The organism is Synechococcus sp. KORDI-52, assembly GCF_000737595.1.
Taxonomy (GTDB): domain Bacteria; phylum Cyanobacteriota; class Cyanobacteriia; order PCC-6307; family Cyanobiaceae; genus Parasynechococcus.
The window spans coordinates 762,332-774,411 of the sequence record NZ_CP006271.1 but is presented as its reverse complement, the minus strand read 5'-3'; the positions used below and the strand labels follow the sequence as shown (position 1 = coordinate 774,411).

General features: G+C 63.0%; 12 protein-coding genes. 6 read left to right on the top strand and 6 right to left on the bottom strand.

Going from position 1 to position 12,080, the window contains the following annotated elements:
- Window positions 1-5: 5 nt before the first annotated feature.
- Both KR52_RS03830 and KR52_RS03825 read left to right on the top strand, forming a co-directional pair.
- Window positions 6-359: a rhodanese-like domain-containing protein gene (locus KR52_RS03830; RefSeq protein WP_038552675.1), complete on the top strand. Its 354-nt coding sequence runs from the start codon at window positions 6-8 to the stop codon at window positions 357-359.
- A complete protein-coding gene (locus KR52_RS03825; RefSeq protein ID WP_038552673.1) occupies window positions 359-1,333 on the top strand; it encodes a heat-inducible transcriptional repressor HrcA in 975 nt (324 codons plus the stop codon). The genes KR52_RS03830 and KR52_RS03825 overlap by 1 nt, the downstream gene beginning before the upstream one ends.
- Before the next feature lie 10 nt (window positions 1,334-1,343).
- Here the strand turns inward: KR52_RS03825 and trpB are convergent, their stop codons facing one another.
- Window positions 1,344-2,600 (bottom strand): tryptophan synthase subunit beta, encoded by a 1,257-nt coding sequence (gene trpB, locus KR52_RS03820; RefSeq protein WP_038552671.1) that lies wholly within the window; start codon window positions 2,598-2,600, stop codon window positions 1,344-1,346.
- A gap of 22 nt (window positions 2,601-2,622) precedes the next feature.
- Window positions 2,623-3,576, bottom strand: coding sequence for a class I SAM-dependent methyltransferase (locus tag KR52_RS03815; RefSeq protein ID WP_156957579.1), 954 nt, complete (start codon window positions 3,574-3,576; stop codon window positions 2,623-2,625).
- A 29-nt stretch (window positions 3,577-3,605) separates the two neighbouring features.
- On the opposite strand from KR52_RS03815, the gene KR52_RS03810 reads away from it, so the two are divergent.
- Both KR52_RS03810 and cysC read left to right on the top strand, forming a co-directional pair.
- The gene (locus KR52_RS03810; protein WP_038556816.1) at window positions 3,606-3,932 is read left to right on the top strand and encodes a translation initiation factor; all 327 of its coding nucleotides are present in this window, start codon (window positions 3,606-3,608) and stop codon (window positions 3,930-3,932) included.
- A 31-nt stretch (window positions 3,933-3,963) separates the two neighbouring features.
- Window positions 3,964-4,608 carry an adenylyl-sulfate kinase gene (gene cysC / locus KR52_RS03805; protein WP_038556813.1) on the top strand — a complete coding sequence of 215 codons (645 nt, stop codon included), beginning with the start codon at window positions 3,964-3,966 and terminating at the stop codon, window positions 4,606-4,608.
- Here cysC and KR52_RS03800 read toward each other — a convergent pair.
- From KR52_RS03800 to purE, 3 genes are read right to left on the bottom strand one after another with little or no spacing between them, the layout of a single operon-like run.
- Entirely contained in the window at window positions 4,568-5,647 is a 1,080-nt protein-coding gene (locus tag KR52_RS03800; protein WP_038552666.1) for an AI-2E family transporter, read from the bottom strand. The two genes, cysC and KR52_RS03800, sit on opposite strands and share 41 nt — an antisense overlap.
- Window positions 5,648-5,668: 21 nt before the next feature.
- The gene (locus tag KR52_RS03795; protein WP_038552664.1) at window positions 5,669-6,298 is read right to left on the bottom strand and encodes a hypothetical protein; all 630 of its coding nucleotides are present in this window, start codon (window positions 6,296-6,298) and stop codon (window positions 5,669-5,671) included.
- On the bottom strand, window positions 6,295-6,849 hold the full coding sequence (gene purE, locus KR52_RS03790) for a 5-(carboxyamino)imidazole ribonucleotide mutase (RefSeq protein WP_051834266.1): 555 nt from the start codon (window positions 6,847-6,849) through the stop codon (window positions 6,295-6,297). The genes KR52_RS03795 and purE overlap by 4 nt, the downstream gene beginning before the upstream one ends.
- Window positions 6,850-6,860: 11 nt before the next feature.
- Here purE and KR52_RS03785 point away from each other — a divergent pair, with 11 nt between their 5' ends.
- Window positions 6,861-8,048 carry an N-acetylglucosamine-6-phosphate deacetylase gene (locus tag KR52_RS03785; RefSeq protein ID WP_084221941.1) on the top strand — a complete coding sequence of 396 codons (1,188 nt, stop codon included), beginning with the start codon at window positions 6,861-6,863 and terminating at the stop codon, window positions 8,046-8,048.
- A gap of 27 nt (window positions 8,049-8,075) precedes the next feature.
- The gene (bchM, locus tag KR52_RS03780; protein ID WP_038552661.1) at window positions 8,076-8,789 is read left to right on the top strand and encodes a magnesium protoporphyrin IX methyltransferase; all 714 of its coding nucleotides are present in this window, start codon (window positions 8,076-8,078) and stop codon (window positions 8,787-8,789) included.
- Window positions 8,790-8,848: 59 nt separating this feature from the next.
- Here the strand turns inward: bchM and KR52_RS03775 are convergent, their stop codons facing one another.
- Window positions 8,849-11,995, bottom strand: a complete 3,147-nt coding sequence (locus KR52_RS03775) for a glycosyl hydrolase family 18 protein (RefSeq protein ID WP_051834265.1) — start codon at window positions 11,993-11,995, stop codon at window positions 8,849-8,851.
- Window positions 11,996-12,080 lie beyond the last annotated feature (85 nt).

Here is a 12,080-nt window from a genome sequence, read left to right as displayed (position 1 = left end):
GCGCCATGGGCCAATCCAAACCACAACCCATCCAAGCGCCCGAGTTGCAGCAATGGCTGCAAAGCGAACGACCGTCACCCCAAGTGGTGGACGTGCGCGAGGCGGCTGAGATTGCCATCGCCCCCTTCCCCGGCGCGGTGCTGCACCGGCCCCTGAGCCAATCCAATGCCTGGCTGGCGACCCTGCAAAAGGACCTCCAGCCCGATCAGGCCGTTGTGGTGGTCTGCCATGCCGGCGTCCGCAGTTACCACTTCGGTCTGTGGCTGCTGGACCAACCCTGGGGCCTCGAGGTGTGGAACCTTGAGGGAGGCATTGATGCCTGGAGCCTTCAGGTGGATCCCAGCGTCCCCCGCTACTGATGAGCAAGCCCCTGTCCCTTCGGCAAGAACAGGTGCTTCAGGCGACGGTGCACCACTACGTCGACACGATGGAACCAGTGGGCAGCCGCACCCTGGTGCAACGCTTCGGCATCCCCGCCAGCTCCGCCACCGTTCGTTCCGCCATGGGGGCTCTGGAGCGTCGTGGACTGCTGCATCAGCCCCACACATCGGCCGGACGCATTCCCAGCCCGATGGGGTACCGGCACTACGTGGATGCGCTGCTGCCGGAACCCGGCGTTGCTGTTCAACACTTGGAGCGGGAGCTCACCGGCCTCAGCCTGCGTTGGGCCGACCTGGACGACCTGCTGATGCATGTGGCCCGGCGGCTGACTGATTTCACCGGTCTGATGAGCCTGATCACCCAACCGCAGCTGGAGAACCGCCAGCTGGAGACGATCCGCCTGGTGCCCAGCGGTGATCGCTTGCTGGTGATGCTGGTGGAAGCCAATGGCCGCGCCAGCCATCTCAACCTGCGTCTGCCGCATGGGGCAGACGCCGAACTCATAGCCATGGAACGGTGGGCCGCAGACCAGCTCGAGCAGGGGGAGCTGAACTGGGAGGCGCTGCCGAGGCAATTGCAACGCAGCGGCTCGGTGCTGCGCAACGCCCTCGACCAACCCACCCCTACGAACCCCGCATCGGTGGTGGTGCATGGCCTCTCAAGGCTGGTGAGCGAACCGGAATTCGAAAGCACGGCCAGCCTTCGGCCGCTGCTGGAACTGATCGACGACCAACCCGGCACCTTGATCAGCCGCGGTGCATCCGCACGGGTCTGGATCGGCGACGAGCATCCCCAGCCGGCCTTGGAAGCCTGTGCGGTGGTGCAGGCTCCCTACCGCTGCAACGAGGGGCTCGGCCACGTGGCATTGGTGGGCCCGATGCGTATGGCCTACGCCACGGCCCGCGCCGCCGTGCAGCGGGTAGCCCGCCACCTGGAATTGATGCTGGCGTGAAGCTTGAGCTTCAGAGCTGATCCCCCAGCTTTTCCGCCACGGTGTTGACGTCCTTGTCGCCGCGGCCGGAACAGTTGATCACCACTTCCGTGCCATCGGCCAGGGTGGGGCAGAGCTGCTCAAGCCAGGCGAAGGCGTGGGCCGTTTCCAGGGCCGGAATGATTCCCTCAAGCTCACTCACCAGGCGCAGGGCATCAAGGGCCTGCTGATCGGTGACTGCCGCATATTCGGCCCGACCGATCTCCCGCAGGTAGCTGTGCTCCGGCCCCACGCCGGGGTAGTCGAGACCAGCAGAAATCGAATGAGCTTCCATCACCTGGCCATCGCCGTCCTGCAGCAACAGGCTCATCGCCCCGTGGAGGACGCCGGCACGACCCTCGGTGATCGTTGCGGCGTGGCGGCCGGTGGCCACACCATCACCGGCGGCCTCAACTCCAATCAGACGCACGGAGGTGTCCTGAACAAAAGGATGGAACAGGCCCATGGCATTGGAGCCACCGCCAACGCAGGCCATCAGCACGTCCGGCAGTCGACCGAAGGCCTCCTGACACTGCTGCTTGGATTCCTCACCGATCACGGCATGGAAATCGCGCACCAACATCGGGTAGGGATGCGGGCCGGCGACGGAGCCAAGGATGTAATGGGTCGTCTCGACGTTGGTCACCCAGTCGCGGATGGCTTCGCTGGTGGCGTCCTTGAGGGTGGCGGTGCCGGCCGTCACCGGTTGCACCGTGGCCCCGAGCAGGCGCATGCGGAACACATTGAGGGCCTGGCGGCGCATGTCTTCCGCGCCCATGTAGATCACGCACTCCAAACCGAAGCGGGCACAGACCGTGGCCGTGGCGACGCCGTGCTGCCCCGCACCGGTCTCGGCGATGATCCGCTTCTTGCCCATCCGCAGCGCCAGCAGAGCCTGCCCCAGGGCGTTATTGATCTTGTGGGCCCCGGTGTGGTTGAGGTCTTCCCGCTTCAGCCAGATGCGGGGGCCACCGTCGGCACGGCGGTAATGGGCTGTCAGACGCTCAGCCTCATAGAGAGGTGTCGCCCGACCGACGTAGTTCTTCAGCAGGCGGTTGAGCTCAGCGGTGAAGGCCGGATCGTTCCAGGCCTGGGCGGCGGCCTGCTCCAGTTCCGCCAAGGCCGGCATCAGGGTTTCCGGCACGTACTGACCCCCGAAGCGACCAAAGCGGCCGTGGGCTCCAGGACGCACCGATGGCTGCAGGTTGGAGGGATCCGGAGTGCTGGCGTTGGGCAGGGTGCTGGTCACGGATCCAAGGCGGAGCGTCGGCTCAGCGTAAGCAGGCGATCACACGGTGCCGTGGGTCGCAGGCACGGATGCTGAGATTCCGGAACCCAGCCTCCCGCAGCGCGGCAGGCATGTCCAAGGCGAAGTACTGCTCAATGAAGGGCTCTGTGCTCTTGAGCAATGTGGCCACCGGCGCCGGCAAGCGTTGCAGCACAGACGAACCGGGATCCTGATCCACCATCAGCAGCACACCACCAGGGCGCAGCAGCCGAGCTGCTTCGGCCAGAACAGCGTGGGTCGCCGCCTGCGGAAGCTCATGGCAAACGAACTGCAGGCTGACCAGATCCACCGAAGCCGAAGCCAGTCCGGTGGCTTCCGCGGCGGCATGGCGCCAGTCCTGCACGAGCCCCTGGCCGTCACGCACACGGGCCACCGACAGCATCTCCGGCGACAGATCCAGCCCGATCAGCGTTGGAGGATCGACGGCATTCGCCGCGGCACGGGCATTCAGCCAGCGGGCCAGGGCCTGGGTGCTCACCCCGACGGAACAGCCCAGATCGACCACACGATCGATCAACGCGGGCAGCAACGGCTCCGCCACGGCATGGATGGCATCGCGGAGCCGGGCCTGGGCCTCGGCCGGCTTCAGCTGCTCATCTGGCCACACCCGCAGGGCCATGGCATCTGTGGCCTGCTCGGCTTCAGCAGCGGCCTGCCAGCAGAGATTGCCCTGCTCATAGGCATGGAAGCGGGACAGGTAATAGGCCGGTGGGGTGAGCCCGGCCGTGGCGCTGGCAGCCAGAAGCGGTTCCGCCGCCTGCTGCAGCGCCCGGCGCCGGGCACGCCAGGGGATGCCGTTGCGCTCTGCTGTGCGGATGATCAACTGCCGGGCCTGGAAAAAAAGAGGACGGCGCAGCAGACCGATGCCGATCAACATCTCAATCAGACGGCCGAGGCCACGGGTGGAATCGGCCCAGCGAGGAGTGGCGGTGGTCATCGACAATGCAAGGCGGTTGCGACGGGTTGATGCCGAAGGGAGGCTGGCAGGAATTCAGCAACATCGACAGTCTGCAGCGACCGAGCGGGCCTACGACGGAGCCCACAGCAAAGTCTCAGCAAATGGTGCGGGTCCAGCCCACCCGCGGCGGCAAGGGCGGCAAAACCGTGACCGTGATCCGTGGCCTGGAGCTGGATGCAGCGGGCTTCAAGGCGCTGCTGAAGACGCTCAAAACACGCATCGGCAGTGGTGGTACCGCCAAGAACGGCGTGATCGAACTGCAAGGCGATCAGGTGGATCTGACGCTCGAGCTGCTCAGCAAGGAGGGATACCGGCCGAAACGGGCTGGGGGTTAAGGGAGAATGGCCGCCACTTCATGCCATGGCCATGACAGCCAGCCCCACCTACGGAGAACTCACCAACAAGGGTGCGTCCACCAACATTGCCTGGCATGAGGCCTCCGTGGGCCGCGACGAGCGCTCGAAGCAGCGTGGCCACCGCAGCGCCATCCTCTGGTTCACCGGACTGTCCGGTTCCGGTAAGAGCACCCTGGCCAATGCCGTGAACGCGGCTCTGTTCGAGCGGGGGCTTGCCACCTATGTGCTGGACGGGGACAACATCCGCCATGGACTCTGCAAGGACCTGGGCTTCTCTGATGCCGACCGCGAAGAAAACATTCGCCGCATCGGTGAAGTGGCCAAGCTGTTCCTGGATGCAGGCGTGATTGTGCTGACGGCCTTCGTTTCCCCCTTCCGCGCCGACCGTGACAAGGCCCGCGGCCTTGTGGAGGACGGTGATTTCCTCGAGGTGTTCTGCGCCGCCGATCTCGACGTCTGCGAATCCCGTGACCCCAAAGGTCTCTACGCCAAAGCAAGGGCTGGCCAGATCAAGGACTTCACCGGAATCTCCAGCCCCTACGAGGCCCCTGAGGCGCCCGAACTGAAGATCGACACCGGCAAGCAGGATCTGGCCGATTGCGTGGAGCTGGTGATCAAAGCGCTCCAGGAGCGGGGGGTGATTCCGGCGGCCTGAGATCACCGGCCCTGGCGGCATCAGCCAGGGTCTTGATGCAACTGGCCACAGGCACCGCCAACAGCAGGCCCAGCAGATCCCCCACTCCATAGAGAGCACCCACCCGAGCTCCGATCGGCAACGCGATCAGCAACCAGGCCGGTTGCAAACCCACAATGCTTCCCATCAAACGCGGTTGGATCACCTGATCCACGATCTGACCGACGACGATCGCCGCGGCAAGCAGTTCAAGGCCTGTGCGGGGATCCTGTACCGCCAGGACCGCACTGACCGAGACAATCGACAGGGCACTGGCGTAGGGCACCAGGGTGGTGAAGCCGATCAGCACCGCAAACAACACGCCATAGGGAATGTTCAAGGCGGTGAACACCAACAGCTGACCTCCGCTGAGGATCAGCGCCAGCACCACCTGACCAGCGAAGTAGCCACGAAACGTGCGCTCGATTGTGGTCTGCACCAACGCCCGCCAGCGGTCTGGCAACCAACGGGCCAGGCCTTCAACAATCGGATCCGCCCCCAGCAACAGGAAGACCGCCAGCACCAACACGATCACCACATTGATCGTGGTGCCCACCGTTGCCCCCAACAGCCCCAACAAGCGCTGACTCAGCTGCGTCGCCAGACGGCTGAACTGGGACACCAAATCGCTGCTGAGATCAGCGAAATCAGCGGGCAAACCATGGTCCAGCGCCCAAAGCTGCCCGCGGTCGATCCACTGTTCGGCAGCCGTCAACAAGGTGGGCGAAGCACTGATCAATTGGCTGAGCTGTTCAATCAACAACGGCACCAAGCCCACGGCTGCCCAGATCAAAAGCCCCAAGGTCACCAGGACCACGCTGACCATGGCCCAGGCACGGGGCAGGCCTCGCCGGGTGAGCCAGCGGCAGGGCAGGTCCAAAAGGAACGCAAGCAGAGCTGCGGTCAGGAACAACCCAGGGAAGGGCGCGAACTGCACCAACAGACCTTTCAGCACAAAGGCGTTCAAACCCAGCACGGGGAGCAGTAGACCGAGTCGCAACCAGGCCGGCCAGGGCGTCATCGAGGCGAAAACGCAGATCGATCAGTGCTGCTCAAGGGGAGACGATTTGGAGGAGGAACTGACGTAATGGCACCAAAAACTGAGCCAGGCGGCAATCCCGAGGAACTTGAATCCCTCTTCAAAAATCTGCACCGTCTCGTAGGAGTTCGGCCAAAGGCCCTGAAGAGCATCGGTCAGAACCGACAAGCCCAACAGCACAACGGAAGCCAGAAAGGTGTCACCGCCGAAGCGCTGGAGGGGCCCACGGAACCGGAACAACAGCAACCCGGTGAAGAAGGCATAGGTGATGTAGAGGAACGCCTCACCGAGGTAACGGTCATGCACCAGAAACATGTCATCGAGACAGAGCCAGAGCGAGAAACCACCCCCACAGAAGGCGAATTGACGGTTCAGGACGGAACCTTGGATCTGCCGGGTGGAAGCCGCAAACAAGGCAATGGCAGCTGCTGCCATCCAGAGCAGATAGCCCACGCTGGAGAGGAAGCCCTCCCCCAGAGGCGCCTTGCAGGACTGGGCCAAATCCTTCAACACCAATTTGGCGCTGATCCCCTCTGAGGCGCTCCAGACCAGGGCGACCGCATAGACGACGGCCGCCGGAACCACCGCCCAAAGCAACGTGGAACGCAGGGTGGAACGAACGGGAACACTCATGAATCCATCTGAGAGAGGTAATCCGTGCTGCCCAGCTCAACCAGACGCGCATCCTTGGCCACCACAGCATCGTGGAGGGTGCTGCGGTAACCCTCAAGTTTCTGGGCCAAACCTGCATCCGCCACAGAAAGAATCTGAGCCGCCAGCAAACCTGCATTGAGGCCACCTCCGATGGCAACGGTGGCCACGGGAATCCCGCCGGGCATCTGCACGATCGAGTGGAGAGAATCGACACCCGAAAGCGCACGGCTTTTCACCGGCACACCGATCACGGGCAACGTGGTGAGGGCGGCCACCATGCCCGGGAGATGGGCAGCACCGCCGGCGCCGGCGACGATCACTCCAAATCCCTGATCCCGGGCTGCCTGGGCGAAACTCACCATCTCCAGGGGGGTGCGATGGGCCGAGAGCACCCGAACCTCCACCTCCACCCCCAGCTCACGCAGGATGAGGGCAGCCGGTTCCATGGTGGGCAAGTCGGAGTCACTTCCCATCACAACGGCAACTCGGGGGAGCACTGGCGGCACAACGCAGAGGGGCAAGACTGCCATCGTCTCCCCCCATGGCTGCCGAAGCCAGTGTTGCGTTGATGCACCGAATCACCAACGTTCGACTGCCGGGTCCCCTGCCTGGGGACGGAGACCAGCGCTATTCCGTCGACCTCGACGAGCAGGGGCTGATCTGCCGCATCGACGCGATGGGCGCCGATGCGCAACAAGAGGCTCAACAACCCTATGCGGACTGGAACGGCGACTGGCTCAGCCCCCGGGGTGTTGACCTGCAGATTAACGGCGGGTTGGGACTGGCCTTCCCGGAACTGAGCGAGATGGATTTGCCCCGGCTGGAGGAACTCCTCGAGCTGTTGTGGCGCGATGGGGTCGAAGCGATCGCCCCGACCCTGGTGACCTGCGGCATCGCGCCGCTGCGCCAAGCCCTGGACGTGCTGCGGCAGGCGCGGCAGCAACACCGGCGCGGCCGTTGCCGGCTGCTGGGGGCCCATCTGGAGGGTCCATTTCTGGCAGAGACCCGCCGCGGTGCCCATCCCCGTGAACACCTGGCCCGCCCCAGCCTGGAGGCCCTGAACGAACGCATTGGTGGGTTCGAAACGGAGATTGCCCTGGTGACCCTGGCTCCCGAACTGGAGGGGGCCGCTGCGGTGATCGGGCGGCTGCGGGACCTGGGCATCAGCGTGGCTCTCGGCCACAGCGCCGCCAATGCCGAACAGGCCAGCGCCGGTTTCGATCAGGGGGTGGCCATGCTCACCCACGCCTTCAATGCCATGCCGGGGTTGCACCACCGGGCGCCAGGCCCTCTCGGTGAGGCCTGCCGGCGCGGAGGCATTGCCCTAGGCCTGATTGCCGATGGCGTGCACGTTCACCCCACGATGGCGGTGCTGTTGCAACGGCTGGCGCTGGAGCAGACGGTGCTGGTGAGCGATGCGCTAGCCCCCTACGGCCTGGCCGATGGGGAGCACCGCTGGGATGAGCGGTTGCTGCTGGTGGAGAAAGGCACCTGCCGGCTCGAAGACGGCACCCTGGCGGGGGTGACCCTGCCGCAACTGGAGGGGGTGAAACGGCTGGCCCGCTGGAGTGACGCCCCCAGTGCTGCGATCTGGAGCGCCACGGTGGCGCCGCGGCGGGTGATTGGCGATGCAACGGGGTGCATGGATGCCCTGATGGGACGGCCACTGACGCAGCTGCTGCGCTGGCACCAGAAGGAGGGTGATCTGCACTGGGCCTGCGCTGCTTAGGATCCCGCCCACGCAAACCCTTTCGCCATGGCCCCCGATCAGCTGTTAGAGCAGAAACAGGCCGAGAAGAAGGAGGTGAAGGGCTACTTCGAAACCACGGGTTTCGACCGCTGGAACCGCATCTACAGCGACAGCGATGACGTGAACAAGGTGCAGCGCAACATCCGCATCGGTCACCAGAAAACCGTGGATGAAGTGCTGGTTTGGATCAAGGAAAGCGGCGAACTCAGCCAGGCGAGCTTCTGCGACGCCGGCTGCGGAGTGGGCAGCCTGAGCCTGCCGCTGGCGGCGATGGGAGCGGGGTCGATCAGCGCCAGCGACATTTCCGAGGCCATGGCCCAGGAAGCCGAGCGCCGGGCCCGCGAGGCCGGCCTCGACATGGCCAAGCTGAACTTCTTCGCCAGCGACCTGGAAAGCCTGAGCGGCTCCTTCCACACGGTGTGCTGCCTGGACGTGTTCATCCACTACCCCCAGCAACCGGCCGAGGAGATGGTGAAGCACCTTTGCAGCCTCACCGAAGAACGGCTGATCGTGAGTTTTGCGCCCTACACGCCACTGCTGGCGCTGTTGAAGGGGATCGGCCAGCTGTTCCCCGGCCCCAGCAAAACGACCCGGGCTTACACGCTCAAGGAAGACGGCATCGTGAAAGCAGCGGAAGCCTGCGGCTTCAAGTTGGTGCGCCGCAGCCTGAACAAAGCTCCCTTCTACTTCTCGCGCTTGATCGAGTTCCGCAAGACCTGATCAGGTCTGAGCCTCCCCCTCGAGAACAAAACCCTCCCTCAGCTCAAGGGAGATTCGGATCAAACCAGGCCGGTGAAATCCGTCAGGCTGAAATCGCCATTGCCGCCAATAATCGCATCGAACTCAGGGGCGCGTTCGATCACCTCGGCATAGCTCGCCCCCTTGCGCAGCAGGTCATCGGCAGCCTCCACCAGGCTGGCCTCGCCTTCAGTATCGTTGCTGAGGGCCCAGAACATCATTCCGCCCAACCCCTTCTCCTCCACGTAGGCCGCTTTGCCAGCAATGGTGGCGGTGGTTTCCATGGAGCTCCACTCGTCTCCGTCGTAGAGGAACGCCGCCTTGTTGTCGTCGTCCCAGTAGAGGTTGCGCGTCCCCGTAATGACGTCGTTGAGGACATCTTTGTAGTCGTAGATGCCCGCCTCAAAGGACCCTGTGGAATCAGGCCCGGAGCCGGGCTGTTGGTAGCCGAAGGTTCCGCCATCAGCAACGTTCCCCCAGGCGCGGGTGTAGGCAGGGGCACCCATCACAACCTTGCTGAGCTCGATCCCCGCGTTCTCGAACACGTCGACCGCTCCCGTGACGTCGTAGTTGTTGGCATCACCGGTCATGGCCGCCTGATGCCCAGTGACGTTCTCCCATCCACCGTGGAAGTCGTAGGTCATCACGTTGTAGAAATCGACGTAAGGATCGATCCCTTGGAGATTGAGGTTGGCCAGCTTCTCTTGGCCACCCGCCGTGGCTACCGACACCTCAAAGTCACGCCCGGTGCGGGCCGAGAGATCATCGAGAGCCGTGCGCAGGTCGCGCAACACCAACTCAAAGTTCGCCCCATCGCTGGCGGAGACTGCATTGCCCGCCTTGCCACCGCCGCCCGGGTATTCCCAGTCGAAATCGACCACGGTGAAGAAGTCGTAGGTCTCGAAAATGCGCACGGTCTCGCTGACGAACTTGTCGCGACCCTCCTGGGTGGCGTAGGCGGTGCTGAACTCATCCGACAGCGTCCAACCGCCTAGGGCAAAGCCGAGGTTGACCTCCGGATTGAGTTCCTTGAAACGACGCAACTGCTCAAAGTTGCCGGCATCGTTGGTACCAACGCCGTTCCAACCCACCGGAACCGACGTCACGGTGATGGCATCACCGTTCTGGCTGGTGGTGTAGCGCCCTGAATTTTCATAGATGTCGAGCAGCTCCGGTGCCATGGCGGCGTACTCACTGGAGCTGAAGGTGCGGCTGACCTGATCGGCCTCAGGAAATCGTTTCTGGAGGGCCGCGAATTCGTCGAACAGAGTGATCGACCCATCCGCCCTCACATCAAAGAAGCTGTAGTTCATGTGGGTCATCGACTGGCCGTCGACGTCCGACAGATTCACGTCACGGCTGTAGATGCCCCACTCCTCGAAGTAGGTCACCACCCGCTTGTCAGTCGTGCCATTGGGGCGTTCGTAGTCGATGATGACGGTGCCGCTCTCCGTTACAGGTGTGTCTTCGGTCGGGGTGGCGCCCTCAATGGCCGTTGTATCGCCATCAAAGGGCTCGACACCATCGCTGGAGTCGGGTTGTTGGGGAGCTTCGGGCTGCTGCTCCATCACAGACGGATCAGTCTCCAACTCAGCCTGCTGCTGAGGCACCTCGGCGCTCGTGAAGCCGAGGTCGAACACCTGATTCGGATCAACGAAGTCTCCGGAACCCTGGTAGTAGGAGCTCTGGGCCGAACCGGCGGCCAAAGGAGCTGACCAAGACTTGGGACTCAAGGTGACGACATAACGGCCATCGTCACGGAGCGTGTTGGTGAACTCGAAATTACTGACGGTCTTCAAGGGTGCATCAGAGACAAAGCTCACCGTCCAGTCGGTTCCGACCGAAGCACCGGTGGTGTTCGTCACCGTGACATTGCCAGCGAAGGTCCCCGACCAACCACCAGTGATCGTGGCGGACACCACCAAGCCGGAAGCACTGGGTTCAGTCTCAACCAAAGGCTCAGGACTTAATGGCTCGGAATCGCTGGGCATGTCCATGCCGGAATCCATGCCCATCTCGCCATCCATCTCCATCTCTGGATCCATGTCCATGGAGCCGTCGTCACCCATGGAATGGCTGTCGTGGGGAGGCTGCTCATTCACCGCCGCATCGCCCGACTGGGTCTGGAAACCATCCGTCAGCTCACCGTCAGGCGCTGCAGGGGTCAGCAAAGACGTGCGGTCCTTGAGGGTCAACGAGTCCACCGAGCGACCAAAGGGGATCTCGAGGTTGTCTTCGACGATCTGGTCGAAGTGGAATTCCAGGCTGGCCCCAGGAATGTCAGCCAGGTTGGTGTTCTGGAAGATGAAGGTCTGCCCGGTGGGTTCGGTTGAAATCACCAAATCGGCACCGTCCTGCGTCACCGAAAGACGCTCGCGGGTGCCGTAATAGAGAAAGCTGATCTTGTCGGTGGTCGGATCAAAGTCGGTGATGGTCTCGACCTTGCCGTACTCGTGCGAACGGATGTAAGTGGTGTTGGGATCCTTCTGGCCAATACCCAACTCCCAAGACACAACGCCACCCAGGTCCTGACGCAGGTGCTCGTTACCGACAACGCCGTAATCATCAAGGGCCAGCTGGTCGTAGGTCACTCCCACGAGAGTCATCTTCTGGGTGTCATTCCAGGGGCTGAGAAACGTGACGTAGCCCTCTTCCGTTTTGCCGAGGATCAAGTTGTGAACAGACTGACCGCCAAAGTCGAGACGGTCGATGCCGGGGCGGAAGTCGCTGACCTCCCCTGAATAGACATCCACCTTGAAGACGCGCGCTGGTGCATCGCTGGTTGGAGCTTCAACCTCTTGCAGGGACTCAGGTGCTGGTTCAGATTCGGGCTCGAGCTCGTGAGCAGAGTCCGGTTCGGGCTGAGAGTCGGGAGACGTGTCCGGCTCAGTTTCAGGCACTGAGACGTCAACAGATGCATCAGCAAAGAACATCTCGTCCGTCAATGGTCCGCTGGTGGGCAGATCCACGCTGACGGCGTTGAAACTCAGGCTGAGGGAGTCACCGGCAGGAATAGACGCACCCCACTCGGGGGGGCGAACGGTCACCTCGTAAGTGCCATCCCCCAGATCAACAACGTCATAGCTGGACGACCAAACCTGAACATCTTTTTGCGTAGTACGAAAGGTATAGGACCAATCCGTCAGAGGGGTGTCACCGGAGTTGACAAGGGTCAACTGACCTGACATACCTCCCCAATAAAGACTGCCTGAAACAGATCCTTGCAGCGCCAAAACAACAATTCCTAACTCGTTTAAATCATCAAAATTCAAG

Excerpts from the sequence above, each read along its gene's own strand:
- KR52_RS03830 (WP_038552675.1), top strand. The coding sequence starts at position 6 with ATGGGCCAATCCAAACCACAACCCATCCAAGCGCCCGAGTTGCAGCAA.
- KR52_RS03825 (WP_038552673.1), top strand. The coding sequence starts at position 359 with ATGAGCAAGCCCCTGTCCCTTCGGCAAGAACAGGTGCTTCAGGCGACG.
- KR52_RS03815 (WP_156957579.1), bottom strand. The coding sequence starts at position 3,576 with ATGACCACCGCCACTCCTCGCTGGGCCGATTCCACCCGTGGCCTCGGC.
- KR52_RS03810 (WP_038556816.1), top strand. The coding sequence starts at position 3,606 with ATGCCGAAGGGAGGCTGGCAGGAATTCAGCAACATCGACAGTCTGCAG.
- cysC (WP_038556813.1), top strand. The coding sequence starts at position 3,964 with ATGACAGCCAGCCCCACCTACGGAGAACTCACCAACAAGGGTGCGTCC.
- KR52_RS03800 (WP_038552666.1), bottom strand. The coding sequence starts at position 5,647 with ATGACGCCCTGGCCGGCCTGGTTGCGACTCGGTCTACTGCTCCCCGTG.
- KR52_RS03795 (WP_038552664.1), bottom strand. The coding sequence starts at position 6,298 with ATGAGTGTTCCCGTTCGTTCCACCCTGCGTTCCACGTTGCTTTGGGCG.
- purE (WP_051834266.1), bottom strand. The coding sequence starts at position 6,849 with ATGGCAGTCTTGCCCCTCTGCGTTGTGCCGCCAGTGCTCCCCCGAGTT.
- KR52_RS03785 (WP_084221941.1), top strand. The coding sequence starts at position 6,861 with ATGGCTGCCGAAGCCAGTGTTGCGTTGATGCACCGAATCACCAACGTT.
- bchM (WP_038552661.1), top strand. The coding sequence starts at position 8,076 with ATGGCCCCCGATCAGCTGTTAGAGCAGAAACAGGCCGAGAAGAAGGAG.
- KR52_RS03775 (WP_051834265.1), bottom strand. The coding sequence starts at position 11,995 with ATGTCAGGTCAGTTGACCCTTGTCAACTCCGGTGACACCCCTCTGACG.